Genomic DNA, 25504 nt, shown 5'->3' on the forward strand with positions numbered 1-25504 from the left:
CCGAAGTCGATCACCGCCGGCAATCGGGGAGCAACGCCCTGTAATCGCTGCTCACCACTACCATCAGGGCCATGCCCCACTCGTCCGGTCGCTCCGGCGGTCCCAAGCCGAGGCGCCGGAACCGGCGTCGCGGCCGCCGCCTGAAGACGGTGGACGAGACCTCGGCGGGCGGACTCGTGCTGGACGACCTCCACCGGGCCGCCGCGATCATCGGCAGGCTGGACCGACGTGGCAGGCTGCTCTGGTCACTGCCCAAGGGGCACATCGAGGCCGGCGAGACCGCGGAACAGACCGCGGTGCGCGAGGTCGCGGAGGAGACCGGTATTCATAGCAAGGTGCTCCGGCCCCTCGGCTCGATCGACTACTGGTTCGTCGCCGAGGACCGCCGGGTGCACAAGACCGTCCACCACTTCCTCCTCGAAGCGCTGGGCGGCGAGCTTTCCGACGAAGACGTGGAGGTCACCGAGGTGGCGTGGGTGCCTCTTGGCGAACTGGACGAGCGGCTCGCGTACGCGGACGAACGGCGGCTGGTCCGCCGCGCGGTCGAGCTGCTCGACTCGGCACCGGCCGGACCCGGCCTCGCCGACGCCGGGGCGGACGGGGCGGAGTCGGCGTGAAACGGCTGCTGTCCGCGCTCGCGGCGGCTGGGATGCTCGTCGTCGGCACGCCCGCGGTGGCGGCGCCGGCCGACGGCGGCCGGATCCCGGTCAAGCCCGCGCCCGCGACCCAGGTGTGGGCCACCCGCCCGGCGTCCTACCAGCCCGGCAACACCGCGCAGCCGCTGCTGCGCCTGGACATCGACGACCTGTCGCCGAGGGTGGTCACCGCGGCCACCGGCTCGGTCACGATCAGCGGCAAGATCGTCAACGTCGGTGACCGCGACATCTCCGACCTGGAACTGCGGCTGGAGCGCGGCGAAGCGCTGACCAGCGAGGAAGCCGTCCGGCAGGCGTTGCGGGAGCCGACCGACGCGGAATCCGTGCAGCCCTGGTTCACCCGCATCGCCGACGACCTCAAGATCGGCCAGACCAAGCCGTTCAGCCTGACCGTGCCGGTGCGCGGGCCGGAGAACACCTCGCTGCGCATCGACCAGCCGGGCGTGTACCCGATCCTGGCCAACATCAACGGCAGCCTGGACCGCGGCTACCGCGCCCGGCTGGCCGCGCTGAGCACCCTGCTCCCGGTGCTCGCGGTCCCGGACGGCGCGGCGCTCTCGGTGCCGCCGAACCCGGCGAAGATCACCCTGCTGTGGCCGCTGGCCGACCGCCCCCGGATGCTCTCCGGCGGGCTGGAGCCGGTGTTCGCCGACGACGAGCTGGCCTCCTCGCTGGCCCTCGGCGGCCGGCTGTACGGCCTGCTCAAGGCGTACGAGTCGGCGCTGGAGGGGCCGCTGGGCGGCGCGGTCTGCCTGGGCGTGGACCCGGACCTGCTGCGCACCGTGCGGGCGATGAGCAAGGGCTACCAGGTGCAGGGCCAGGGCGCGGGCAAGGGCCGCAACGAGGCCGAGCTGTGGCTGGCCCAGCTGCGACTGCTGGCCGGCGGCCGGTGCGTGATCGCGCTGCCCGACGCGGACGCCGACCTGGTCGCGCTGTCCCGGGCCCGGCTGACCGACCTGGTCGCGCTGGCGACCAAGGGCGCGCAGGAGGTCCTCACCGTGCTGGAGGTGCAGGCGCAGCCCGGTCTGGCGTGGCCCGAGGACGGGGTGCTGGACCAGCAGACGCTCGCCGACCTGGCCGAGCAGGGCGTCACCGCCATGGTGGTCGACCAGTCCGCGGTCGCGGGCACGCCGGGCAGCGGCCCGGTCACCCTCGACGCGGGCGGCAAGCAGATCGCCGCCATCCGGATCGACGGCATGGTCTCCGACGCGCTGCGCGGCGCGGCGGTGCCCCGGCCGCTGTCCGGCGGCATCACCACGCCCACCGAGACCCGCCCGGTGTCGGTGCAGAACGCGCTCGCCGCGCTGGCCTACCGGACCGGGTTCCAGGCCAACGGCCAGAACGTGGTGATCAGCCCGCCGCGCCGGTGGAACGCGCCGACCGGCGAGGTCAACACGTTCCTCCAGGTCACCAAGTCCCTGGTCGGCTCCGGGTTCGCCACCCCGGTCGGGCTCCAGTCGCTGCTCGGCGGCACGACCGAGCCGCCCGCGGCGCTGAGCTACCCGGTCGAGGCGGGCGCGCAGGAGGTGCCGCCCGCGGTGACCACCGAGGTGGCCGCGTCCTGGCGGCAGCTCCAGGAGCTGTCCAACGCGATGAGCCAGCAGGACCGGGAGTCCACCAAGCCCGAGGAGCTGGTCGCGCCGCTGCGGCTGAGCCTGCTGCGGTCGGTCTCCGGCGCGTGGCGCGGCAACGAGGCGGGCGCGCGGGCCGCGCTGGGCGTCGCGGACAACCAGATCGCCGGCCTGCGCGGCAAGGTGTCGGTGACCGAGCCGAACAGCCCGATCCTGCTCGCCTCCGGCGACAGCCCGATCCCGGTGACCATCCGCAACCGGCTGGACGTGCGGATCACGGTCCGGATCGTGGTCGAGGAGACCCCTGGCATCGTCACCCAGCAGCTCCCGGACCAGCTGCTGCCGGCGGGCGGCGACCGGCAGCTGACCGTGCCGGTCGAGGTGCAGCGGTCCGGCCGGTTCCCGGTGCACATCAGGCTGACCACGCCGGACGGCGTGGAACTCGGTGAACGGGCCCGCTTGGAGGTCTCCTCCTCCGCGTACGGGACGATCACCATCGTCATCACCGTCCTCGCCGGCGCCCTGCTGGTCCTGCTGTCCGCCCGGCGCATCTACCGGCGGGCGAAGGCATCGCGGGCCGCCGCGGCGGCGGTGCCCAACGACGCCTCGGGCGTCACCCCCGAGAAGTCGAGCGCGAGTTGAGCGGAACAACCACGGTGGTCGAGCAGGCGAAGCCCCCCTCGGTGGCACGGGCCTCCGGCTCGATGGCCATCGCCACGATCGTCAGCCGGGCGTCCGGGCTGCTGTCCAAGCTGATGCTGATCACCATCATCGGCTCCGGCATGCTCAACGACTCCTACCAGGCGGCCACCACGCTGCCGACGATGATCAACGAGCTGCTCCTGGGCGGCGTGCTCACGTCGGTGGCGATCCCGCTGCTGGTGCGCGCCGAGAAGGAGGACCCGGACGGCGGCGAGTCCTACGCGCAGTGGCTGATCACCATGTCGGTCGTGGTGCTCGGCGTCGGCACCGCGATCGCGATGGCCTGCGCCCCGCTGCTCACCTCGCTGTTCATCGACAGCAACTCGAAGGCCAACCCCGCGCTGGTGACGGCGTTCGCCTACCTGGTGCTGCCCGGCATCGTGTTCTACGGCCTGTCGGCGCTGCTGGGCGCGATCCTCAACACCCGGCACGTGTTCGGCCTGCCCACCTGGGCGCCGGTGATGAACAACGTCGTGGTGATCGCGACCTTGGCCGTGTACTGGTTGATGCCGGGGGAGATCACCCTCGACCCGGTCCGCATGGGCGAGCCGAAGCTGCTGGTGCTGGGCCTGGGCACGATGCTCGGCGTGGCGGTCCAGGCGGCCGTGATGCTGCCCGCGATGAAGCGCTCCGGCTTCCGGTTCCGCTGGCGGTGGGGCTGGGACCGGCGGCTGGCCGAGTTCGGCGGCCTGGCGTTCTGGGTGCTGATCTACGTGGGGCTCGGGTTCGTCAGCATGATCGTGCTGACCCGGGTCGCGCTGAACGCCGAGGGCGCGCTCACCGCGTACAACTACCAGTGGCTGGTCGCGCAGGTGCCTTACGGCGTGCTGGGCGTCTCGCTGCTGACGGCGTTGATGCCGAAGATGTCGCGGGCCGCCGCCGCGAACGACACCCAGGCGCTGGTCGGCGACCTGTCGTTCGGCAACCGGATGTCGTCGATCCTGCTGATGCCGTTCAGCGCGCTGATGACCGTCGCGGGCCTCTCGGTCGGCCTGGCGATCTTCTCGCACGGCGAGTCGGGGTTGATCGGCGGCGAGCGGATCGGCATGGCGCTGGCGCTGTCCGCGTTCGGGCTGGTGCCTTACGCGATCACGCTGCTCCAACTGCGGGTGTTCTACGCGTTGAAGGACGCGCGGACGCCGACCTTGATCCAGGGGATCATCGTCGTGGTCCGGATCGCGCTGCTCTACGCGTTCCTCGCGTTCTCCCCGCCGGAGAAGCTCGCGGTCGGCGTCTCCATCGCCATGTCGCTGAGCTTCGTGGTCGGGTGCCTGGTCGGCCAGCTGTGGCTGCGGATCCGGTTGGGGCGGCTGCGCACCGGGTACACCGCGTGGACGATCTGCCTGACCGTGGTGGCCTCGGCCATCGGCTTCGCGGTGGCGGCGGGCGCGGCGTGGCTCGCCGTGCGGCTGCTGGGAACCGAAGGCCCGGTGTCCACCGCCTGGGTGGAGATGGTGGTGCTCACGATCGTGGGGCTGCCGCTGAGTTTCGCGCTGCTGGCCGTGTTCCGGGTACCCGAGGTGAAGCCGGTGATGGACAAGATCAGCCGACTGGTGCGGCGGCGATGACCGCGCCCTTCCTGCCGATTCCCGTACCCTCGGGCGCGTGAGCAGCGGCCCGATCCAGAACACCTCGCTGGTACCCGGCGGGGTCATCGGCGACGGTCGCTACCGGTTGCTCGCCCAGTCGGGGATCGACCGGCGGTGTGACGCACACCTGTGGCGCGCCCGCGACGGCCAGCTCAACCGGGACGTGGCGCTGACCATCCTGGTCGGCAACCCGGCCGACCACGCCGCGCTGGCCCGCGCCAAGCGGACCGTCGAGCGCGCGATGCACGCGGCGAGCTTCACCCACCCCGGCGTCTCGCGGGTGATCGACGTGCTCACCCCCGGCACCGGGATCCGGTTCGACGAGGGCATCCTCGGCATGGTCGTGGCCGAGTGGACCCAGGGCACGGACCTGATGGACCTGATCGCCGAGGGCCCGCTGCCCGCGGGCGCCGCGACCCGGCTGCTGGAACCGCTGGGCGCGGCCATCGAGGGCGCGCACCACGCGGGCCTGGTGCTCGGCGCGGACCACCCGCAGCGGATCCGGGTGACCTCGGACGGCCGGCTGCGGCTGGCGTTCCCCGGCCCCCGGCCGGACGCGATCGCCCGGGACGACGTGAAGGGCCTGGGCGCGATCCTCTACCTGCTGCTCACCGGCCGGTGGGCGCTGCCCGGCGGCCCGGAGGGCGTGCCGGTGGCCCCGACCGGGCCGGACGGGGCGGTGGTCGCGCCGAGCGCGCTGCACCCGTACGTGCCGCACGAGCTGTCGTCGGTGGCGGTGCGCTCGCTGGAGGACACCAGCGTGGGCGGCATCCGCACGTCGGCGGCGATCCTCCAGGTGCTCGACCAGATCGCCGAGTCCGAGGCGCAGACCGCGCTGATCGCACCGGTGCCCGAACCGGGTGACGACGGCGCGGTGTGGACCACCCAGCGCCCGGCCCGGGGCAAGGACCACAAGCGCAAGCTGATGATCAGCGTGGCGGTGCTGGCGATCGCCACGCTGGCGGTCGTGGTGTGGCTGGGCTTCCAGATCGTCGGCTTCTTCAGCGACTCGCCGTCCAAGGGCGGCGGGCCGACGGTGGTGATCGGCCAGTCGACGCCCGCGGGCTCGGGCCAGCCGGCACCGCCCGCGCCGACCCCGGCCGGGCCCGTGCAGCCGGCGGCCGTGGGCGTCTACGACGTGACCAACCAGCCGGACAACGCGAACCGCGCGAACCGGGCGGTGGACAACAACCCGACCACGGTCTGGCAGACCGAGAACTACTTCCAGCCGTTCCCGTCGCTCAAGCCCGGGATCGGGCTGATGGCGAGCTTCGCCGAGCAGGTCAAGCTCGCGTCGGTGACCGTGACCTCGCCCAGCGAGGGCACCGTGGTGGAGATCCGGGTGGCCGCGTCGGAGGGCGCGCCGCTGGAGGAGACCAAGGTCATCGCGACCGCGACGCTGTCCGCCGGGCAGACCCAGATCCAGCTCAACGACCACGACGCGACCCAGCACGTGCTGGTGTGGATCACCAAGCTCGGTGGCAGCGGGCGCAACAACAAGTCCGAGATCGCCGAACTGGTCTACACCCGGGCCCAGTAGCCCGGCCGCGAGAGGACCCCCGCATGCCCCCGAAGCGCACCAGCCTGTACCTGCCGCTGGCGGCGTTCCTGCTGGCCGGGTCGGTGCTCACGGTCGACGGTGAGGCGCCGGCGTGGGTCGAGGTGGTCCTGCTGGCCCTGGCCGGCTCGGCGCTGGTGGTGTGGGCGGTCGCGTTCGGCCGGGAGCGGCTGCGCCGGAAAGCGGCCGAACCGGAACCCACCGCGTCCGACACCCCGGGTGCTGCACTGAACGGGTGACCGGAGCAACACGCACGAGGGCCGATACCCTCTGACCTGTGACCGCCGCAGCCAGCTCGGACGCAGACCTGATCGCGGCGCACGCCGCGGGCGACCCGCACGCGTTCTCGGAGTTGGTGAAACGGCACCGAGATCGGATGTGGGCGGTGGCGCTGCGCACCCTGCGGGACCCGGAGGAGGCCGCGGACGCGTTGCAGGAGGCGTTCATCTCCGCCTTCCGGGCCGCCGCGAGCTTCCGCGCCGAGTCGCAGGTCACCACCTGGCTGCACCGAATAGTGGTCAACGCCTGCCTGGACCGGATGCGCCGGCGGCAGACCCGGCCGACCGTGCCGCTGCCCGAGGCCGGGCCCGGCGAGCCGGTCGCCCCGCGCGACGCGATGGCCGAGCGGGAGACCCGGCTGGTGGTCCAGGAGGCGCTCGCGGAACTCCCGGAGGAGCAACGCGCGCCGATCGTGCTGGTCGACGTCGAGGGCTACTCGGTGGCCGAAACGGCCCAGCTCCTGGGGATCGCGGAGGGCACCGTGAAGTCGCGGTGCGCCCGGGGCCGGGCGAAGCTGGCCAAAGTTCTGGGGCACCTCCGGAACCAAAGTGCAGATGCGAACGTCCCAGTCACCGATGTGCAGGTGCAACAGGGACGTCAGTTGGAGGAACGATGACCGGCAATGTGCGGCGCTCCGGGCCGCCGTGGTCCGTCGACCTGCTGGCCGATCTGCACGCCGGGGTCCTGGACCCCCGTAGCGAAGCCGAACTCCGGTCGGCGGTCGAGCAGGACCCCGAGGCGCAGGCCGTCCTGGCCGCCCTGGACGCCACGCTCGACGACCTGCGCGACCTCCCGCCGATCCCGATGCCCAGGCACGTGGCCGACCGGATCGACGCGGCCCTGGCCGAGGAGGCGCGCCCCGTCGCGCCGGTGGTCGACCTGGCCGCCAAGCGCCGCAAGAAGCAGCTCGGCTGGGGTGCGGGCCTGCTCGCCGCCGCCGCCGTGGCGGTGGGCGTCGTCGTGGTCTCGACCCAGGGCAACAGCGCCGCGCCGCCATCCGGCGACGTCCAGGCGCGGCCCGAGACCAGGACGAACACCCCGGTGACGGGGCCGGGCACGTCCCCGCTCGCGGTCAAGGGCAACGACTTCGGCCCGGTGTTCGGCGACGTGCTCAAGGCCCAGAACTACGGCCCCCTGGAGAACCAGGACAAGCTGGCGGGCTGCCTCAAGGGCGGCGACATCGTCGGCTCCCGGCCGCTGGGCGTCAGCCCCATCACCCTCGACGGCCGCGACGCCGTGATGGCGATCCTGCCCGGTGGCAAGCCCGGAGCGTTCCAGATCGTGGTGCTCGACCCTGAAACGTGTGGTCCGGACAACCCGAACGGCGTGCTCGCCAAGAGCAACATCACCCCGTAGTAGCCCACCTCACCCGACCGGGGAGGAATCACGGCACCCTACGATCCGTTGAAGGCAGTGCAGGCAACGCCTGTCACGACTAACGGAGGTCGAGGGTGTCGGACGTTCGGAACCTGATCGTCGTGGGATCGGGGCCCGCCGGGTACACCGCCGCGGTCTACGCGGCGCGCGCGCAGCTCGAACCGCTGGTGTTCGAGGGCTCGCAGTACGGCGGCGCGCTGATGACCACGACCGAAGTCGAGAACTACCCCGGCTTCCGCGACGGCATCATGGGCCCCGACCTCATGGAGCAGATGCGGGAGCAGGCCAAGCGGTTCGGCGCGGAGCTGCGCGCCGAGGACGTGGAGTCGGTGGAACTGGACGGCGACGTCAAGTACGTCACCGCCAACGGCACCCGCTACGCGGCCAAGACCGTGGTGCTGGCCATGGGCGCGGCGGCGCGCTACCTGCACGTCCCCGGTGAGCAGGAACTGCTCGGCCGCGGCGTGTCGGCGTGCGCGACCTGCGACGGCTTCTTCTTCCGCGACCAGGACATCGCCGTGGTCGGCGGTGGCGACTCCGCGATGGAGGAGGCGACGTTCCTGACCCGGTTCGCCCGGTCGGTGACGATCATCCACCGCCGCGAGGAGTTCCGGTCGTCCCGCATCATGCTGGAGCGGGCGCGGAGCAACGAGAAGATCAAGTGGCTGCTCAACGCCGAGGTCACCGAGGTGCTCGGCGAGGGCACGGTGTCCGGCGTCAAGGTCAGGGACACCCGGACGGGTGAGGTCGGCGAGCACCCGTTCACCGGCTTCTTCGTCGCCATCGGCCACGACCCGCGCAGCGAGCTGGTGCGCGGCCAGATCGACGTGGACGACGCGGGCTACGTCAAGGTCGAGGGCCAGACCACGTACACGAACCTCCCCGGTGTCTTCGCCGCCGGGGACCTGGTGGACCACACCTACCGGCAGGCGATCACCGCCGCCGGGTCGGGCTGCTCCGCCGCGATCGACGCGGAGCGCTGGCTCGCCGAGCACGGCACCCCGGAGGCCGCGCTGGCCGCCGAGCACGTCGGCGGCGGCTACAGCGAGCCCGTTACCACCAGCTAGAACCCTTCCGGACAGAGGAGAAACAACATGGCAGGCGCCACCGTGCCGGTGACGAAGGACACGTTCTTCGAGAACGTGCTCCAGAGCGAGAAGCCGGTCCTGGTCGACTTCTGGGCGACCTGGTGCGGCCCGTGCAAGATGGTCGCCCCGGTGCTGGAGGAGATCGCGGCCGAGCACGCCGAGAAGATCACCGTCGCGAAGCTCGACATCGACGCCAACCCGTCGATCGCGCGGGACTACCAGATCATGTCGGTGCCGACGATGATCCTGTTCCAGGGCGGCAAGCCGGTGAAGCAGATCGTGGGCGCGAAGCCGAAGGCGGCGCTGCTCAACGACCTGTCCGAAGTCCTGGCCTGAGTGCAACCCGGAGCGTGACCCGTCCGTCCAACGAAGGACGGACGGGTCACGCTTTTTCGTGCGGGTAACCACTCCCAGTAGCCCAACGTGGGTCATCCGTTCAGGCAAGGCACAATGAGGCGTCAACCAGCGCGTCGACGGACGTCGGCGCCATAGTGAACGAGGGGTACATGCCGCTACTCCGCCGCGGGGATTTCGGTCCGGACGTCGCCGAGGTCAGGGCCACGCTGACCAGGCTCGGGTTGCTGTCCGATCCGCAGCCGTCGCAGGTGTTCGACCTCCCGGTCGAGCACGCCGTGCGCGCGTTCCAGCAGCAGCGGGGTCTCATCACCGACGGCATCGTCGGCCCGGCCACGTACCGCGCGCTGCGCGACGCCACGTTCCGCCTGGGCGACCGCCCACTGGCGTTCCTGATGTCCCAGCCGGTGACCGGCGACGACGTGTTCGCCCTCCAGGAGCGCCTGCTGGAACTGGGCTACGACGCCGGGCGCGCGAACGGCGAGTTCGGCCAGCAGACCGAGCAGGCGCTGAGGAGCTTCCAGCGCGACTACGGGCTCATCAGCGACGGGATGTGCGGCCCGGACACCGTGCGGGCGCTGCGCCAGTTGCAGCCCAAGGTGCGCGGCGGCAGACCGGTGTTCCTGCGCGAGCAGGAGCGGGTGCGCAAGGCCGGCCCCAGGCTGTCCGGCAAGCGGATCATCATCGACCCGGGTCACGGCGGGCCGGACCGGGGCGTCGTGGTCGACGGCGTGTCCGAGGCGGACGTGATGCTCGACCTGGCCAGGCTGCTCGAAGGCAAGATGGCCGCGACCGGCATGGAGGCCCTGCTCACCCGGGGGCCCAACCACTGCCCGGACGAGGGGCAGCGGGCCAAGTTCGCCAACGAGGCGGGCGCCGACCTGATCCTGTCGCTGCACAGCGACGCGAACCCGTCCGCGCTGGCGGCGGGCGTGGCGAGCTTCCACTTCGGGACGGGCAACGGCACGTCGTCCACGGTCGGCGAGGCGCTGGCGGGCTTCATCCAGCGCGAGCTGATCGCCCGCACCGGGATGCTCGACTGCGGCACCCACCCGAAGACGTGGGACATGCTCCGGATGACCAGGTGCACCGCGGTGCGCGTGGAGGTCGGCTACCTGACCAACCCGGGCGACCGGGCGAGGCTCGCGAACCCGTCGTTCCGGGACGTCGTGGCCGAGGGCATCCTGGTCGCGGTCAAGCGCCTCTACCTGCTGGGCAAGGACGACCAGCCCACCGGCACGTTCACCCTGGACGACCTGATGCGCCACGAGTTGACCACCGGGCAAGCCCGGTAGGGAGCTGATGCGACGGGGTGGATTCCGCCCCTGATCAGGCATGACGTGCAGGCGGACCCACTAGCGTCGGACGCCATGAGAACGGAACGCGCCACCACCGTCCGCAGCCGTGAGCTGGGTGCGGAACTCCGCGACGCCCGCACCCGGATCAATTTGCGGGCGGACAAGCTGTCCAAGGCGCTGGGCTGGTCGGCGAGCAAGGTCAGCCGGTTGGAGCACGGCCAACGAGGAGCCAGCGACTTCGACCTGGGCGCGCTGCTGGGCCGCCTGGAGATAGACGCCGCCAGCCGCACCCGCATCCGCCGGCTGATCCAGGAACGGGACCTGGGCCACTTCCTCAGGACGCACGACGGCAGGCTCGCCGACAACCTGACGTGCCTCACCCTCCACGAGCGCACGGCGCTCACCATGTGCAAGTACGAACCGATGCTGGTGCCGGGCCTGCTCCAGACCGAGGACTACGCCCGCACCGTGATCGCGCAGAACGGAGCCGACGCGGCGGAGGAGTTGTCGTTCATGCTCGCGGGCCGGATGAACCGCCAGTCCGTCCTGACCGGCCCGGACTCGCCGGCGGTCGAGTTCTTCGTCCACGAGTCGAGCCTGGCGGCCCGGATCGGCACCAACCGGATCATGCACGACCAGGTCATGCGGCTGCACTTCATGTGCGACTGGGCGCGCATCCGGCTGCGCGTGATCCCGGTGTCGACCGGCGGCCACCCGGCGCTGTCCCACCCGTTCAACCTGATGACCTTCAAGCCGCCGGTCGGCCCGGTCGCCTACAGCGAAACCGACGTGGCCACGGTGTTCGTCGAAGAACCCGAGGCGATCAGGGCGTACCAGCGCAAACGAGAGGTACTCGCAGGCATGGCGCTCGATGCGGAACAATCCCGGTCGGTCCTGGCCCGTTGGGCGGACCACTACGACCGTCGAGAGGACCGCGATGACCAAGGGGCTGGCGTGGCGTAAGAGCAGCCACAGCGGCGGCGGCAACAGCGACTGCGTGGAGATCGCCTCCACGGGCTCCCGCATGGCCGTCCGGGACTCCAAGAACCCCACCGGTCCGGTGATCGCTTTCCCCGTGGTCAGGTGGCAGTCGTTCGTCACCGCGCGGCGCGGCTGAGCGCGCCCGACAGGTCGACAACTGGCCGTTTTCGTCCATACTTGACGAAAATTGGCCTGTAACTGCGACAGAGAGACCGAGAGGGACCACCGTGTTGATCAGGTTCGAGGTGGCGAACTTCCGCTCGATCCTGGACCCGGTCGAACTCTCGATGGTCGCCGTCGACCTCGACCGCCCAGAAGCACGCCCGGTGCCCAACCTCGGCGAGAGCCTGCTCCCGGTGGCCGCGATCTTCGGCCCCAATGCTTCCGGCAAGTCCAACGTGGTCATCGCGCTGCACTGGCTCACGGTGGCGGTAGCCGACTCGCTGCGCTTCTGGGACGACCGGATCCCCACCGAGCCCTTCGCCTTCGCCGATGGCCCGGAACGGCCGTCGGAGTTCACCGTGGAGTTGGTCATCGACGGTGTCCGATTCGAGTACGTGCTCGAACTCGATCAGCACCGGGTCCACTATGAGGGCCTGTTCCACTACCCGGAAAAGAAGCGGCGGCGGATCTTCGAGCGTGAGGGGGACGACCTCAAACTTCAGCGCGGCCTCGGCGGCTTGTCCGGCACCCGTGAACTCCTCGCCCCCTGCTCATTGGCGCTTTCAGTTGCCCGGAGGTTCAGAGAGCCCCTCATCAACAGCTTTGGCGATCAACTGCTCGAACTTCAAGCTCTTGGCCTACCACAGAGCACCGGACCATCTTCTTCCTTCGACACCCGATCAACCGCTCGGTGGTTCGACGGGCAGAACGATCTATTCCGATCTGCTCAAGAAGAGCACGCCCAGGCCCTGGCGATGCTCCGCCTGGCCGATCTCGGCATCGATGACGTGGTGATCGAAAAGGATGGGTCGACCGCGGCGGGAGAGCGTCGAACCTACAGAACTGCGCCACCTCGGCAAAGGGTGCGCTTGGTGCACCGCACCGACGACCAGCGCGTGCCGTTCGACCTGAGCAACGAGTCCGAAGGCACCCGGACCTGGTACAGCCTCATCGGCCCGGTGTTGACCGCGCTCCGCCACGGCTCGCTGCTGTTGTTCGATGAACTGGACGCGAGCCTGCACCCCACCCTGTCCGCCGAACTGATCCGGCTCTTCCACGACCCGACGACCAACCCCAAAGGTGCCCAGTTGGTCTTCACCTCGCACGACACCAGCCTGCTCAACCACCTCAACCGCGACGAGGTCTGGCTGACCGAGAAGTCCACCACCGGCACCACCAGGCTCGGCGCGTTGGCCGAATTCGCCGGGGAACGCGTCCGCAAGTCCCAGAACCTCGAAAACGCCTACCTGCACGGCAGGTTCGGGGCTCTGCCGGACGTGGACCGCACCGAAGTCCTCCGCGCGCTGGGATTGATCGGTTGACCACGCGCAGCCGGAGGACTGGCGGCAAAGACCTGCGCCGCAAGACAGCGACCAGGCCGGAGCGCAAGACCATCGTCGTCTTCTGCGAGGGCATCGCTTCCGAACCCGACTACATCAACGGTCTCAAGCGCTTACCCGAGGTCAAGGGCAACACCGCGATCAACGTCGAGATCGACCCCGATTCCGGCGTGCCGCTCACCCTGGTGAAACTCGCCATCGCGCGCTCTGCCGACAAGGAAGTCGACGAGTGCTGGTGCGTCTTCGACGTCGAGTGGCCCCAGCACCACCCCAATCTCCGGCAGGCCGTCAGCCTCGCGCAGGAGCACGGCATCCGACTGGCGATCTCCAATCCCTGCTTCGAGTTGTGGCTCGCGTTGCACTTCACCGAGTGCACCTCGCACCAGAACACCGACGCCGCCGAACGGCACAGCCGCAAGCTCGAAGGCCGCAGCGGCAAGCGGATCGACGCCGACAAGTACATGCCGCTGCGCAAAACGGCCGCCGAACGCGCTGCGGCCCTCGCCCGCCGCCACGCGCGTGACCAGACCGAGTGCCCGCACGACAACCCGTCCTCCGGCATGTTCGAACTGCTCGCGGCGATCGAGCCGTCGTCTCAGAGCAGCACCAGCAGCAGGTAGAGGCCGACCAGGACGCCGCACACCAGCACGTGCGGGACCGGCCGCCTCGCCAGGATGGCCACGAACTCGCGCAGGAACGCGCTGGGCCAGAAGTACCACGCCGTGCGCGACCCGATGACCTCGGTCTTCATCCGCAACCGGCGCGCGAGCACGGCCGTCCGGAACACGTGGTAGTTGTTGGTGACCGCCACGGTCCGGCCGGTGTGCCCGCGCTCGTCCAGCAAAGCCCTGCTGTACTTCAGGTTCTCCTCGGTCGTGGTCGCCCGGTCCTCCAGCACGATCACCGCGTCGGGCACCCCGCGCTCCAGCAGGTACCCGCGCATCGCCGCCGCCTCGGACGTGTCCTCGTCCGCCCCCTGACCACCGGAAACGACGATCACCGGCGCGTGTCCGGCGGCCACCTCGCGGCGGTAGACCTTGTGCGCCCGGTCCAGCCGGCCCGCGAGCAGCGGGGGCACGCGGTCGCCGATCAGGCCCGCGCCGAGCACGATCACCGCGTCGAACCCGGTGCGGCGGCCGGTCTTGCCGTAGATGATCGAGTACATCAGCAGGCTGACGAACAGGAAGGCGACGTACACCGCGACGATCACCAGTGACCCGACGACCGCGTGCACCCACGTCCGGCCGGAGGCCAGGGCGAACACGAAGACCACCACCAACGCGATGATCGCGAGGCCGGTGAGCAGCGACAGCAGGTTGCCCAGCGACCGGCCTTCGCGCCGCACCATCATCAGCCCGTTGACGATCAGCGCCACCGGCAGCACCAGCACCGAGCCGAGCAGGGTGATCGCGACCGCGTACCCGATGGCGTCGTTGAGCCATTGCGGCAGGTCGTCCCGCGACACCAGCCACAGGAACCCGAACACCAGGGTCAAGCCGAGCCAGACGGCGTTGGCCACCCGCCTGCGGTCGCGACGCACACCGAGGACGAAGAACACGGCCGTCATCACGGCGAGGATCGCGTACAGCACGCGGTCAAACTAATCCGATCACCGGGCGCGTGCCCCCCGCGTTATCCGACCGGCACCTCCCACGGCGCGGTGGACAGCGCCTGCCCGTTCTCCAGCAACGACTTGAGGTTGGACAGCACGGCCGGCCAGCCGTCGGAGATCTCGGAGAACGCGGTCTCGTCGGACAGTCCGACGTGGGTCACGGTGAGCCGCACGACGCCCTCGTGCGACTGGACGGCGTAGGTGACGGTGGAGACCGCGCCTGCGCCGTCCGGGGACCGCCACGTGGTCACCAGGCGGTGCGGCGGCTCGCTGACGACGATCTCGCCGACCACGTCGACGATCCCGGAGCCGTCGGAGCGGCGGTGTTCCCGGGTCGAGCCTGTCGTTTGATCGCACTGAGCACCCGCAGTCGCGGTTGCTCGAAACGTTCGATCCACCGCTGCTGGATCTCGTGCAGCGGCACCGGGTTGAGGTAGTGCAACTTCTCCCGCCCCCGGTGGACGGTGGTGATCAGGTTCGCGGCCTCCAGCACCCCCAGGTGCTGCGTGACGGCAGGTAAATACCTGCATGTCAATCGACGTGGCATAAAAGCAGGTCAGAGCACATGCAAGCGCCGCCGTGCCGAGCGGCCGGATCCGGCTTCCAGGACCGCCGGGGTCCTTGGCGACCACCAGGGCGATTGGCACCACCGCAGCACAGCGCCGCCGGCGGCTACGGCCACCGGCTTCGACCGCGTCGGCGGGGGCCCGGTCGGCTCAGACCGGGCGGAAGCTGGGTTCCGCGGTGGCCGTGGACACGGAGACCGTGCTCAGCAGGCGCTCCAGCGCCGCCTCGACGTCTTCCTTCCACGACGACGCGCTGCGCAGCTCCAACCGCAGCCGAGGCCACTTGGGGTGCGGGCGGACGGTCTTGAAGCCCACCTGGAGCAGGAAGTCGGCGGGCGTCACGCACGACCGCTCGTCGTCGGAGGGCTGGTTGTCCCCGAACGCCTCGATGGCCTTCACGCCGCGCCGGGTCAGGTCTTTCGCCACGGTCTGCACCAGCACCCGCCCGAGCCCGCCGCCGCGGAACTCCGGCAGCACCTCAAGCCCGGTCATCAGCACCGCGTCGGGGCTGGCGGGGGAGGTGGGGAAGGCCAGGGACCGGGGCACGGCCGCCGGCGGCGCGTAGAACACCGAACCGGCCGGGATGCCGTCGAGGTGGATGATCCGGCCGCACGAACCCCATTCGAGCAGGACGCTGGAAACCCAGGCTTCCTTCTCGAACTCCGTGTCGCCGTACTCCTCGGCCTGCTCCTTGAGGTGTGGCGCCAGTTCCCAGAACACGCACGTCCGACTGTGCTTGGAGAGGTGCTCCAGGTTGTCCAGAGTGACGCCCACAACGCGTCGCGACACTCCGACCTCCCAAGCCCCCGAATGCAACCCCTACGAGGATAGGCGGATGTGACCCCCGTCTGGAAGACAGATGCCCCGAACGGGACGGCGGTTACACTCAGCCGGGAACAAACCCGCCGGTAACCACTACTACGTCGGAGTTCCCCGTGAACCTACCCGGACAGCCCGCCAAGCAGGGCGCCAGAAGCCTCGATCCCCACCTGCGCCGGTACGCGGCGCGCACGGCGGGGATGACGGCATCGGAGATCCGGGCGCTGTTCGCGGTGGCGAGCCGGCCCGAGGTGGTGTCCCTGGCGGGGGGGATGCCCCACCTGGCGGCACTTCCGCTCGACTCCCTCTCGGTCGAGATCGGCGACCTGATCGCCCAGGACGGCCTGGTCGCGCTCCAGTACGGCTCCGCGCACGGCGTGCCCGAGCTGCGGGAGCAGATCTGCGACGTGATGGCGCTGGAGGGCATCGCCGGCCACCCGGACGACGTCGTGGTGACCGTCGGCTCCCAGATGGGACTCGACATGGTCACCCGGATCTTCTGCGACCCCGGTGACGTCGTGCTGGCCGAGGGGCCGTCCTACGTGGGCGCGCTCGGCTCGTTCTCGGCCTACCAGGCGCAGGTAGTGCACGTGGCGATGGACGCGGACGGCCTGGTGCCCGCCGCGCTGCAGGAGGCGATCCTGGCGGTCGAGAAGGCCGGCCGGCGGGTCAAGTTCCTCTACACGATCCCGAACTTCCACAACCCGGCCGGCGTGACGCTGGCCGTGCAGCGGCGGGCCGAGGTGCTGGAGATCTGCCGGCGGCACGGGATCCTCGTGGTCGAGGACAACCCGTACGGGCTGCTCGGCTTCGACGGCACCACGTACCCCGCACTGCGGTCCACCGACCCGGACAACGTGGTCTACCTCGGGTCGTTCTCCAAGACGTTCGCGGCGGGGCTGCGGGTGGGCTGGGTGCTCGCGCCGCACGCCGTGCGCGAGAAGCTCGTCCTGGCCGCCGAGTCGGCCACGCTGTGCCCGCCGACCCTCAACCAGCTGATCGTGTCGCGCTACCTGTCGACGCACGACTGGAAGGGTCAGATCAAGACCTACCGCGAGGCGTACCGGGAGCGCCGGGACGCGGCCATCTCGGCGCTCGAACAGCACATGCCGGTCGGTTCCACGTGGAACAAGCCGAACGGCGGGTTCTACGTGTGGCTGACCGTGCCCGAGGGCGTCGACACCAAGGCGATGCTCCCGCGCGCGATCACCCAGCGCGTGGCGTACGCGTCCGGCACCGGTTTCTACGCGGACGGGCTGGGCAGCCGTCAGCTGCGCATCTCGTACTGCTACCCGACGCCGGAGCGGATCCGCGAGGGCGTGCGCCGGCTGGCGAACGTGATCAAGGACGAGATGGAGTTGCACGAGACGTTCGGCCCCACGGCCGCTCGTGCCGTCTCCGGGCCGCAGAACCCCTCGCCCGACACCGCCTGAGCCCCTCGGGCACGGGCTCCACACCGCAGGAGAAGAACGTTGTCTGACCACTGGGTCGCCGTGCTGTCCGGTGGTCTGTCGCACGAGCGCGAGGTGAGCCTGCGATCCGGTCGCAGGCTCTCCGCCGCGTTGCGTTCGGCGGGCCTGGTCGTGGAGGAGTGGGACGCCGACGCCCAGCTCCTGACCCGGTTGCGCGGCCACCGGCCCGACGCCGTCGTCGTCGCGCTGCACGGCGGCGAGGGCGAGAACGGCTCGGTGCAGACGATCCTGGAACTGGTCGGCGTGCCGTTCGTCGGCACGGACTCGCGGGCGTGCCGACGGGTGTGGGACAAGCCGACCGCCAAGGGCGAGATCGCGCGCGCCGGGTTGGCCACGCCGGAGTGGGCGGTGCTGCCGCACGCGACGTTCCGGGAACTCGGCGCGAAGCCGGTGCTCGACGCGCTGGTCGAGCGGTTCGGCCTGCCGCTGATGCTCAAGCCCGACCAGGGCGGGTCGGCGCTCGGCGCCCAGGTGGTGCGCGAGGCGGCGGACCTGCCCGCCGCGATGGTCGGGTGCCTGGCGTACGGCGACACGGTGATGGCCGAGCGGTACGTGGCGGGCGTCGAGGTGGCGGTGGCGGTCGTCGACGGGCCCGACGGGCCGTACGCCCTGCCGGCCGTCGAGATCGTGCCGGAGAGCGGCATCTACGACTACACCGCGCGCTACACCGCCGGCCTCACCGATTTCCACGCGCCCGCGCGGTTGGACGACAAGACGAGTCAGGCGGTCGGCGAACTCGCCGTGGCCGCGCACCGGCTGCTCGGTCTGCGGGACGTGTCGCGGACGGACGCGGTCGTCGCGGCGGACGGCACGGTGCACTTCCTCGAAGTGAACGTCTCGCCCGGCTTGACCGAGACGTCGCTGCTGCCGATGGCGGTCGAGGCGGCCGGCGCGTCGCTGGGGGAGATCTACGCGGGGCTCATCGAGCGCGCTGTTTCACGTTGAACATTGCTCAGTAGTAAGGAAACGGCCCGTATCCGATTGGATACGGGCCGTCATCGTCACCGTGACATAAGTCCCGTGGGTGATCACACGTCGGATGAACGAGTCCGATTTGTCGCTTCTGGCGACATGAGCTGGATGATCCGTTCAAGATCGTCAACGGACCCGAATTCGACCACGATCCGGCCCTTTCGCTGACCCAGTTCGACCTTCACCCGGGTGTCGAAGTTGTCGGACAGCCGCTCCGCCAGCTCCTGCAACCCCGGTGCCTGGATCGGCTTGCGGCGCACCTGCTTCGCCTTCGACGGCTCGGCCGATTTCGCCAGCGTCACCGCTTCCTCGGTCGCCCGCACCGACATGCCCTCGGCCACGATCCGGGTCGCCAGCTCCTCCTGGACCCCCGGGTCCTCCAGGCCGAGCAGCGCCCGCGCGTGACCGGCCGACAGCACGCCCGCCGCCACCCGCCGCTGCACGGGGAGGGGCAGCTTCAGCAGTCGGATCGTGTTGGTCACGACCGGCCGGCTGCGGCCGATCCGGTCGGCCAGCTCCTCGTGCGTGACGCCGAACTCCTCCAACAGCTGCTGGTACGCCGCCGCCTCTTCCAACGGGTTGAGCTGGACCCGGTGGATGTTCTCCAGCAGCGCGTCCCGCAGCATCACGTCGTCGGCGGTGTGCCGGACGATGGCCGGGATCGTCTTCAGGCCGGCGAGCTGGGTGGCACGCCACCGGCGCTCACCCATCACCAGCTCGTAGGTGTCCGGCCCGGTCGCCCGCACCACGATCGGCTGCATCAGGCCGAACTCGCGGATGGAGTGCTCCAGCTCGCGCAGCGCGTCCTCGTCGAACACCAGCCGCGGCTGCTTCGGGTTCGTGCGGATCGAGGTGACCGACAGCTCCTGGTACACCGCGCCGGCGACCTGGCCCGAGGGCGAGGCGTCGACGGGGGAGGGCGCAGGGGTGGTGCCGTTCCCGTTCGAACCCGCCCTGGCCGGTGTCGGCGCACCAACCGGTGGACCGCTCGGGATCAGGGCCGCGAGCCCGCGACCCAACCCACCCTTGCGCTGCTCCGTCATGCCGACCCCATCTCCGCGCCGTATTCGGCGATCTCCCGTGCCGCGTCCAGGTAGCTCATCGCACCCCGGGAACCGGGGTCGTAGGTGAGCACCGTCTGACCGAATCCTGGTGCTTCCGACACCTTCACGCTGCGCGGAATCACCGTCTTGAGGACCGTATCGCCGAAGTGCCCGCGCACCTCGCTGGTGACCTGGTCGGCGAGTTTCGTCCGCCCGTCGTACATCGTCAGCAGGATGGTGCTGACGAGCAGCGTCGGGTTGAGGTGTGCCTGGACCAGCTCGATGTTGCGCAGGAGCTGCCCCAATCCCTCCAGCGCGTAGTACTCGCACTGGATCGGGATCAGGACCTCCTGGGCCGCCACCATCGCGTTGACGGTGAGCAGGCCCAGCGACGGCGGGCAGTCGATGAACACGTAGTCCGGGCGGATCGGGTCCAGCGCCTCGGGGCTCAGCGCCTCCTTGAGCCGCGACTCGCGAGCGACCATCGAGACGAGTTCGATCTCGGCGCCCGCCAGGTCGATCGTGGCCGGCACGCAGTAGAGGTTGGGCGACGTCGGGCTGACCTGAGCGGCCTCGGCGACGGACATCTCACCGATCAGCACCTCGTACACGGAGGGGGTGCCGGACCGGTGCTCGACGGCCAACGCGGTGCTCGCGTTGCCCTGCGGGTCGAGGTCGATCACCAAGACCTTGAGGCCGTGGATCGCGAGCGCCGCGGCCACGTTCACCGTGCTGGTCGTCTTGCCCACGCCGCCTTTCTGGTTCGCGACGGTGAGGACGCGACGGCGGGCGGGGCGGGGGAGTTGGAGGGAGTCGGGGTGCAGAACACGGGTAGCGCGCGCTGCTTCCTCCGCGATGGGGGTCCACACGGTGCTGTCTCCTGCGTTGTCGTCCGAGCCGTTGGCAGTCGGTCCGCTGACACTCGGTGCGGTGTCGGGGCGGAGTACTTCACCCGCACCTACCGCGCCCGCGGGGTCGGTTTCACGTGAAACACCGGCCGCTTGGAACACCGGTTGCAGGGGGTCGGGGTACACGGTCACCGATCCTTCCTCTTGCGACGCGCGCCGTCACGGCGGCTCGCCTGCTCGTCGCGCTCCACCAGCACGACGGTTGTCGGCAGTTCGAGTACATCGCCACCGCAGGCGACGACTCGGGGCCGGATCCCGCCGGCCCGCCGCACCGCCTCGGCGTCACGTTCCAGTTCCTCCGCGGCGCTCTCGCCCTTGAGAGCGACCAGCTGTCCACCCGGTCGCACCAGCGGCAGGCACCACCGGGTGAGCCGTTCCAGCGGAGCCACGGCGCGAGCTGTCACGACATCGCTGCCGGCCAGCCGTTCCCGCACCGCCACCTCCTCGGCCCGTCCACGGAGCACTTCGGTCTTGAGTCCCAGCGCGTCGACCACCTCGGTCAGCCACGCCACCCGGCGAGCCATGGGCTCCAGGAGCGTGAGGTCGAGGTCGGGGCGGGCGATCGCCAGGGGGATCCCCGGCAAGCCCGCGCCCGAGCCTACGTCCACCACGCGGCAACCCTCGGGAAGCAACTCCGCGACGACGGCCGAATTGAGGATGTGCCGCTCCCAGAGGCGGTCGACTTCGCGCGGACCGATGAGTCCGCGCTCGACCCCGTGCTCCACGAGCAGGTTCCAGAAGGCGACCGCCTGGGGGTAGTGGTCACCGAAAACCCGCTTCGCGCGGTCCTCCAGAGCTACGGCCATGTCTCCGTCGTTTCACGTGAAACCACACGGCGGTACTGAGCCGGTGGGTTGATGGGGGGTTCGCGGGGGCGTCGAACGCCCGCCAGATGTGCCGACGCCCACTATGACGGATCACCCCGCCGACACGCCAAATCGACGTGACCAGAACGACCGTGTTTCACGTGAAACGGGGGAGCGGTCACGTCAGACCGCTCGGCCGCCCGTCCGCCGGCCGCTTCCGGTACAGCTCCAGACCGGCGTCGACCGACTCGACGTAGTCCAACTCCGGTAGGTCGATGAGCGGCACCCAGGCCGCCTGGTCCGTCGATCCGCCGACCTCGAACGTCAACTCGCCGCCCACCACCTTCGCCTCGTACAGGATCCGCAGGCGGTGGTAGTCCAGGTCGTCGCCGTCGAGGTTGAGCGGCCCCCGCACGCTCTGGATACCGAGCAGCCGCTGAACCTCGGCCCGGTACCCGGTCTCCTCGAACACCTCGCGGATCACCGCGTCGTAGGGATCCTCGCCGTGGTCGATCCCGCCGCCGGGCAGGATCCAGCGCGGACGCTCCGGGCCCAGCCACCGGGAGAGCAGGATGCGGTCGTCGTCGTCGATGATCACCGCGTAGGCCGCGACCCGAAGCTTCCGGACGATCTCAGTCATCCTCGGACCGTTTCACGTGAAACTCGACGATGTGAAGCATTTGCGCGAAGAGAGCCGGCACTTCTGGGACCGGCAGGCCGACACGTTCGACGACGAGCCGGACCACGGCCTCCGCGACCCGGCGGTGCGCGCGGCGTGGGGGAGCATCCTGCTGCCACTGGTGCCGCCGGGGTCGCGCGTGGTCGACCTGGGCTGCGGCACCGGCAGTCTCAGCGTGCTCCTGGCCGACGCCGGCCACGACGTCCGCGGACTCGACCTCTCGCCCCGCATGGTCGCCGCCGCGATCGCCAAGGGGTCGACCGCCACGTTCCGCGAAGGCGACGCCTCCGCACCGCCGTACCCGGCGGCGTCCGCCGATGTCGTCCTGGCGCGCCACGTGCTGTGGACGTTGCCGGACCCGACGACTGCACCACCCTGGTCCGCCGCTACCGGCAGGAGGCCGACCTCCAGGTGCTCGACGACCCCGCGCTGTGGGGCGGCCCGACCACCGACGAGCGCTACCTGATCCTCAGCCGCCGTTAAAGCCTGCCCTCATAGCCGGGTTGGCTGATCTTGATTTGATCTCGGGTCGTGGTTGCGCAGGCATGAGCTGACAGACGAACCCGGCGGTCGGTCGACTCGAACATCGTGCGCGCCCACCAGCACGCGGCCGGTGCCCGTCGTGCGACCGCGTCTGGCTCGGGGGTCGGGTCGTGCGACGGGCACGGTGAGCCGGGCGATCATGCCATCGGCCGGGGCGTGCGGCGGCTCGGCCGGCCCGGGTGCTCGCGGACGAGGGCTACTCCACCCGCGCCATCCGCGCCGAACTCCGTCGACGGCACATCCCCGCCACCATCCCCGAACGCCGCGGCCAACAAGGCGACCAACAGGGCAACCGGCTGCGCCGAGGCCGGGCCGGAGGCCGCCCACCGGCCTTCGACCGCACCGCCCACCGACGGCGCAACGTGGTTGAACGGCTCCCGGTACAAACGAAAGCGGCCCCCGGTTTCACGTGAAACCGGGGGCCGCTCCGCAAACCTCGCTCAGGGCTTGGGCAGCACCACGACTCGGCGCTGCGGCTCCTCGCCCTCGCTCTCGCTGTGCACGCCCGCCACCGTCGCGACGGCGTCGTGCACGACCTTGCGCTCGAACGGGGTCATCGGGTGCAGCCGCACCTTCTCCCCGCTCGCCACGACCTTCTCGGCGGTCGTCTTGCCCAGCTCGGCCAGCTCGGCCCGCCGGCCGGCCCGCCACCCGGCGATGTCCAGCATGAGCCGGCTGCGCACGCCGGTCTCCTGCTGCACGGCCAGCCGGGTCAGCTCCTGCAACGACTCCAGCACGGTGCCGCGCGGGCCGACCAGCTTCTCCAGGTCGTCGCCGCCGTCGATGCTGACGATGGCCCGACCCGCCTCGACGTCGAGGTCGATGTCACCGTCGTAGTCGAGCAGGTCGAGCAGCCGCTCCAGGTAGTCACCCGCGATGTCGCCCTCTTGGACGAGCAGGTCCTCCGAACTCCCCGACCGCGCCTGCGGGGCCTCGGCCTCGGGCACGTCCACGTCGGTCGCCTGCAACGTCTCCGACACGATGTCTCCTCTCCAGGGTCAACGACGCCTCTTGTTGCCCTGCTTCTTGCCTGGGGATCGGTCTGGGCTCAGACCGGGAATCTCGGTGGCCGGCGCGCCGTTCGTCGCCGGCTCGTCAGCCTCGGCCGGGTAGTCGGACGGCGGCGTGTCCTGCTTCTTCGCGGCGGCGGGCTTGGCCCCGGCGGCCGGCTTCGCACCGGCAGCGGGCTTCGCGCCGGCGGCGGGCTTGGCACCGGCCACGGGCTTGGCGCCCGGCTTGGGCTTCACCCCCGGCTTGGGGGCCAGCGCCTGGCGCTGCTGCGTCGCGGCTTCCTTCTTCTCCGCTTCCTCGCGGTCGATGCGGTGGTACACGACGTACTGCTGGGCCAGCGTCCACGCGTTGTTGCTCAGCCAGTAGAGCAGGATCGCGATCGGGAAGAAGAAGCCACCGACCAGGACGCCCAGCGGGAAGATGTAGAGCGTCAGCTTGTTCATGATGGCGGTCTGCGGGTTCTCCGCCGCCACCTGCGTCTGCCGGGCCACCGAGTGCCGCGCGGTGAAGTGCGTGGCGATCGAGGCGACGATCATCAGCGGGATCGCGACGAACAGCACCGAGTTGCGCTCGGTCGCGAACTTCGCCAGTTCGTCGGCCGGCATGGTGATGAACGTCGACAGGTTCGCGCCGAACAGCTTGGCCTGGACGAACGACTCGACGCCCTGGGCGTCGAAGAAGTACACCTCGCCCCAGCCGGGCTTGAACGAGCGCAGCACGTGGAACAGACCGATGAACACCGGGATCTGCACCAGCATCGGCAGGCAGCCGCCGAGCGGGTTCACCCCGTGCTCGGACTGGAGCTTCTGCATCTCCTGCGCCTGGCGCTGCCGGTCGTTCGCGTACTTCTTCTTGATCTTCTGGAGTTCGGGGGCGAACTCCTGCATCTTGCGCATCGAGCGCACCTGGCCGACGAACGGCTTGAACAGCAGCGCGCGCAGCGTGAAGACGAGGAACACCACGGACAGCGCCCATGCGATCCCGCTCGACTCGCCGAAGACGTGGCCGAACACCCAGTGCCAACACCACAGGATGAAGGACACCGGGTAGTAGATGAAGTTGAGCACTAGCTACTCCTCGGCAGGAAGGTCGGGGACCGTGGTTCGCCTCGGCGGAACGGGGTCCAGGCCACCAGGGTGCCAGGGTCCGCAGCGACCCAGCCGGCGGATGGCCAGCCAGGAGCCGCGCAACGGACCGTGGACGGTCAGCGCCTCCACCGCGTAGGTGCTGCAACTCGGGTGGAAACGGCAGGTCGGGGGCAACGCGGGGGAGATGAACCGCCGGTAGAACTGGATCGGCAGCAGCAACACCCGTGTCACGGGGCTCACCCGCTCGGTCATCGCAGCAGCCTGCGCAACGCGGCGTCGAAGTCGTCGCCGAGTTCGGCGCTGCTCGCCGCGGCGGCCGGCGCGAGCGCGCGCACGACCAGGGAGGTGCCGGCGGGCAGGCCGGGCAGCCGGTCCCGCACCAGGTGCCGCAGCTTGCGGCTGACCCGGTGCCGGACCACGGAGTTGCCCACGGCCTTGCTCACGACGAAGCCCACCTTGGACTGGTCCAAGGTGGGCTGCGCCGAGGTACGCGGTCGCCCCCCGATGTCGGCGGAGTCCGGGACTCCGGGCATCAGGGCGTGCACGACCAGCCGGGGCCGGCCGGCCCGGCGGCCTCGGCGGACCACCAGGCCGAAGTCCTGGCTGCGGGTCAGCCGATTGGCCGCGGGAAGCACGGCTCTACGGCGATCAGGCGGACAGCTGCTTGCGGCCCTTGCTGCGGCGCGCGGCCAGAATGGCGCGACCGGCACGGGTGCGCATACGCAGCCGGAAGCCGTGCGTCTTCGCGCGGCGGCGGTTGTTGGGCTGGAAAGTGCGCTTACCCTTGCTCACGGTCGGACTCCCGGGTGCTTAACGTCTGTGGTCGTCCCCAGCGGGTCCATGGGCGCGCGCAAAGAGCACGCCTCGCAAGCGGAGACAGTTCCAGGGTACGCAGCCCCGGGTGCGGGACTCAAATCGGGGTCCCCGGTAGGGTGGGCGCGGCCACGGTCCGCGACGTGCCGGGCACGTAAAACGCTTGCGACGACCTACGTCTTGTGGCATGGCCCGCGCCTTGTTAGCGTGCTGCCTT

29 protein-coding genes and 1 pseudogene are annotated in these 25504 nt (G+C 70.4%); 18 read left to right on the forward strand and 12 right to left on the reverse strand.

Annotation, left to right across the window (positions count from 1 at the left end; translation table 11 throughout):
* Positions 1-71: 71 nt before the first annotated feature.
* From AC0HI0_RS34635 to AC0HI0_RS34700, 14 genes are all read left to right on the forward strand, one after another.
* Positions 72-617, forward strand: a complete 546-nt coding sequence (locus tag AC0HI0_RS34635) for an NUDIX hydrolase (protein WP_480927690.1) — start codon at positions 72-74, stop codon at positions 615-617.
* On the forward strand, positions 614-2869 hold the full coding sequence (locus AC0HI0_RS34640; protein ID WP_480927691.1) for a DUF6049 family protein: 2256 nt from the start codon (positions 614-616) through the stop codon (positions 2867-2869). The genes AC0HI0_RS34635 and AC0HI0_RS34640 overlap by 4 nt, the downstream gene beginning before the upstream one ends.
* Positions 2866-4497, forward strand: coding sequence for a murein biosynthesis integral membrane protein MurJ (gene murJ / locus AC0HI0_RS34645; protein WP_480927692.1), 1632 nt, complete (start codon positions 2866-2868; stop codon positions 4495-4497). Before AC0HI0_RS34640 ends, murJ begins: the two co-directional genes overlap by 4 nt.
* 37 nt (positions 4498-4534) lie before the next feature.
* Positions 4535-6058 (forward strand): protein kinase family protein, encoded by a 1524-nt coding sequence (locus AC0HI0_RS34650; RefSeq protein WP_480927693.1) that lies wholly within the window; start codon positions 4535-4537, stop codon positions 6056-6058.
* 23 nt (positions 6059-6081) lie between these two features.
* Positions 6082-6315, forward strand: a complete 234-nt coding sequence (locus AC0HI0_RS34655; RefSeq protein WP_480927694.1) for a hypothetical protein — start codon at positions 6082-6084, stop codon at positions 6313-6315.
* 38 nt (positions 6316-6353) lie between these two features.
* Positions 6354-6971: an RNA polymerase sigma factor SigM gene (sigM, locus tag AC0HI0_RS34660; RefSeq protein ID WP_480927695.1), complete on the forward strand. Its 618-nt coding sequence runs from the start codon at positions 6354-6356 to the stop codon at positions 6969-6971.
* Positions 6968-7711 carry a hypothetical protein gene (locus AC0HI0_RS34665; protein ID WP_480927696.1) on the forward strand — a complete coding sequence of 248 codons (744 nt, stop codon included), beginning with the start codon at positions 6968-6970 and terminating at the stop codon, positions 7709-7711. Before sigM ends, AC0HI0_RS34665 begins: the two co-directional genes overlap by 4 nt.
* Before the next feature lie 95 nt (positions 7712-7806).
* Positions 7807-8799, forward strand: coding sequence for a thioredoxin-disulfide reductase (gene trxB, locus AC0HI0_RS34670; RefSeq protein WP_480927697.1), 993 nt, complete (start codon positions 7807-7809; stop codon positions 8797-8799).
* Between the two features lie 27 nt (positions 8800-8826).
* Complete coding sequence (gene trxA, locus AC0HI0_RS34675; protein WP_480927698.1) at positions 8827-9156, forward strand: thioredoxin; 330 nt, start codon at positions 8827-8829, stop codon at positions 9154-9156.
* A gap of 170 nt (positions 9157-9326) precedes the next feature.
* On the forward strand, positions 9327-10469 hold the full coding sequence (locus AC0HI0_RS34680) for an N-acetylmuramoyl-L-alanine amidase (RefSeq protein WP_480927699.1): 1143 nt from the start codon (positions 9327-9329) through the stop codon (positions 10467-10469).
* A 75-nt stretch (positions 10470-10544) separates the two neighbouring features.
* A complete protein-coding gene (locus AC0HI0_RS34685; RefSeq protein WP_480927700.1) occupies positions 10545-11435 on the forward strand; it encodes a helix-turn-helix domain-containing protein in 891 nt (296 codons plus the stop codon).
* Positions 11410-11589, forward strand: a complete 180-nt coding sequence (locus AC0HI0_RS34690) for a DUF397 domain-containing protein (protein ID WP_480927701.1) — start codon at positions 11410-11412, stop codon at positions 11587-11589. Before AC0HI0_RS34685 ends, AC0HI0_RS34690 begins: the two co-directional genes overlap by 26 nt.
* Before the next feature lie 91 nt (positions 11590-11680).
* On the forward strand, positions 11681-12937 hold the full coding sequence (locus AC0HI0_RS34695; protein ID WP_480927702.1) for an AAA family ATPase: 1257 nt from the start codon (positions 11681-11683) through the stop codon (positions 12935-12937).
* Positions 12934-13575, forward strand: a complete 642-nt coding sequence (locus AC0HI0_RS34700) for an RloB family protein (protein WP_480927703.1) — start codon at positions 12934-12936, stop codon at positions 13573-13575. Before AC0HI0_RS34695 ends, AC0HI0_RS34700 begins: the two co-directional genes overlap by 4 nt.
* Here the strand turns inward: AC0HI0_RS34700 and AC0HI0_RS34705 are convergent.
* The 3 genes from AC0HI0_RS34705 to AC0HI0_RS34715 all read right to left on the reverse strand — a co-directional run bounded on the left by AC0HI0_RS34705 (position 13551) and on the right by AC0HI0_RS34715 (position 15922).
* Entirely contained in the window at positions 13551-14546 is a 996-nt protein-coding gene (locus AC0HI0_RS34705) for a YdcF family protein (RefSeq protein WP_480927704.1), read from the reverse strand. The genes AC0HI0_RS34700 and AC0HI0_RS34705 overlap by 25 nt on opposite strands.
* A gap of 41 nt (positions 14547-14587) precedes the next feature.
* Positions 14588-15097, reverse strand: a complete 510-nt coding sequence (locus AC0HI0_RS34710; protein ID WP_480934453.1) for an SRPBCC domain-containing protein — start codon at positions 15095-15097, stop codon at positions 14588-14590.
* 186 nt (positions 15098-15283) lie between these two features.
* Positions 15284-15922 carry a GNAT family N-acetyltransferase gene (locus AC0HI0_RS34715; protein WP_480927705.1) on the reverse strand — a complete coding sequence of 213 codons (639 nt, stop codon included), beginning with the start codon at positions 15920-15922 and terminating at the stop codon, positions 15284-15286.
* Between the two features lie 146 nt (positions 15923-16068).
* On the opposite strand from AC0HI0_RS34715, the gene AC0HI0_RS34720 reads away from it, so the two are divergent.
* On the forward strand, positions 16069-17385 hold the full coding sequence (locus tag AC0HI0_RS34720) for an aminotransferase-like domain-containing protein (RefSeq protein ID WP_480927706.1): 1317 nt from the start codon (positions 16069-16071) through the stop codon (positions 17383-17385).
* Between the two features lie 39 nt (positions 17386-17424).
* Complete coding sequence (locus tag AC0HI0_RS34725; protein ID WP_480927707.1) at positions 17425-18369, forward strand: D-alanine--D-alanine ligase family protein; 945 nt, start codon at positions 17425-17427, stop codon at positions 18367-18369.
* Positions 18370-18452: 83 nt separating this feature from the next.
* On the opposite strand, the gene AC0HI0_RS34730 is transcribed toward AC0HI0_RS34725, so the two are convergent.
* The 4 genes from AC0HI0_RS34730 to AC0HI0_RS34745 form a co-directional block, all read right to left on the reverse strand.
* Positions 18453-19439: a ParB/RepB/Spo0J family partition protein gene (locus AC0HI0_RS34730; RefSeq protein WP_480927708.1), complete on the reverse strand. Its 987-nt coding sequence runs from the start codon at positions 19437-19439 to the stop codon at positions 18453-18455.
* Positions 19436-20308 (reverse strand): ParA family protein, encoded by an 873-nt coding sequence (locus AC0HI0_RS34735; protein WP_480927709.1) that lies wholly within the window; start codon positions 20306-20308, stop codon positions 19436-19438. Before AC0HI0_RS34735 ends, AC0HI0_RS34730 begins: the two co-directional genes overlap by 4 nt.
* Before the next feature lie 167 nt (positions 20309-20475).
* A complete protein-coding gene (rsmG, locus tag AC0HI0_RS34740; protein WP_480927710.1) occupies positions 20476-21153 on the reverse strand; it encodes a 16S rRNA (guanine(527)-N(7))-methyltransferase RsmG in 678 nt (225 codons plus the stop codon).
* 178 nt (positions 21154-21331) lie between these two features.
* Positions 21332-21793 (reverse strand): NUDIX hydrolase, encoded by a 462-nt coding sequence (locus AC0HI0_RS34745; protein WP_480927711.1) that lies wholly within the window; start codon positions 21791-21793, stop codon positions 21332-21334.
* Positions 21794-21824: 31 nt separating this feature from the next.
* On the opposite strand from AC0HI0_RS34745, the gene AC0HI0_RS34750 reads away from it, so the two are divergent.
* Together AC0HI0_RS34750 and AC0HI0_RS34755 are read left to right on the forward strand one after the other, a co-directional pair.
* Positions 21825-22298: a class I SAM-dependent methyltransferase gene (locus tag AC0HI0_RS34750; RefSeq protein ID WP_480927712.1), complete on the forward strand. Its 474-nt coding sequence runs from the start codon at positions 21825-21827 to the stop codon at positions 22296-22298.
* A gap of 107 nt (positions 22299-22405) precedes the next feature.
* Positions 22406-22749 (forward strand): annotated as a pseudogene (locus AC0HI0_RS34755) (transposase family protein); the annotation flags it as partial.
* Positions 22750-22815: 66 nt separating this feature from the next.
* Here the strand turns inward: AC0HI0_RS34755 and AC0HI0_RS34760 are convergent.
* From AC0HI0_RS34760 to rpmH, 5 genes are read right to left on the reverse strand one after another with little or no spacing between them, the layout of a single operon-like run.
* The gene (locus tag AC0HI0_RS34760) at positions 22816-23355 is read right to left on the reverse strand and encodes a Jag family protein (RefSeq protein WP_480927713.1); all 540 of its coding nucleotides are present in this window, start codon (positions 23353-23355) and stop codon (positions 22816-22818) included.
* An 18-nt stretch (positions 23356-23373) separates the two neighbouring features.
* Entirely contained in the window at positions 23374-24453 is a 1080-nt protein-coding gene (gene yidC, locus AC0HI0_RS34765) for a membrane protein insertase YidC (RefSeq protein WP_480927714.1), read from the reverse strand.
* Positions 24454-24456: 3 nt separating this feature from the next.
* Entirely contained in the window at positions 24457-24726 is a 270-nt protein-coding gene (gene yidD, locus AC0HI0_RS34770; RefSeq protein WP_480927715.1) for a membrane protein insertion efficiency factor YidD, read from the reverse strand.
* The gene (gene rnpA / locus AC0HI0_RS34775; protein WP_480927716.1) at positions 24723-25109 is read right to left on the reverse strand and encodes a ribonuclease P protein component; all 387 of its coding nucleotides are present in this window, start codon (positions 25107-25109) and stop codon (positions 24723-24725) included. The genes yidD and rnpA overlap by 4 nt, the downstream gene beginning before the upstream one ends.
* 13 nt (positions 25110-25122) lie before the next feature.
* Positions 25123-25266 carry a 50S ribosomal protein L34 gene (gene rpmH / locus AC0HI0_RS34780; RefSeq protein WP_033428178.1) on the reverse strand — a complete coding sequence of 48 codons (144 nt, stop codon included), beginning with the start codon at positions 25264-25266 and terminating at the stop codon, positions 25123-25125.
* Between the last annotated feature and the right edge of the window lie 238 nt (positions 25267-25504).

Source organism: Saccharothrix sp. NBAS 001 (assembly GCF_056640475.1).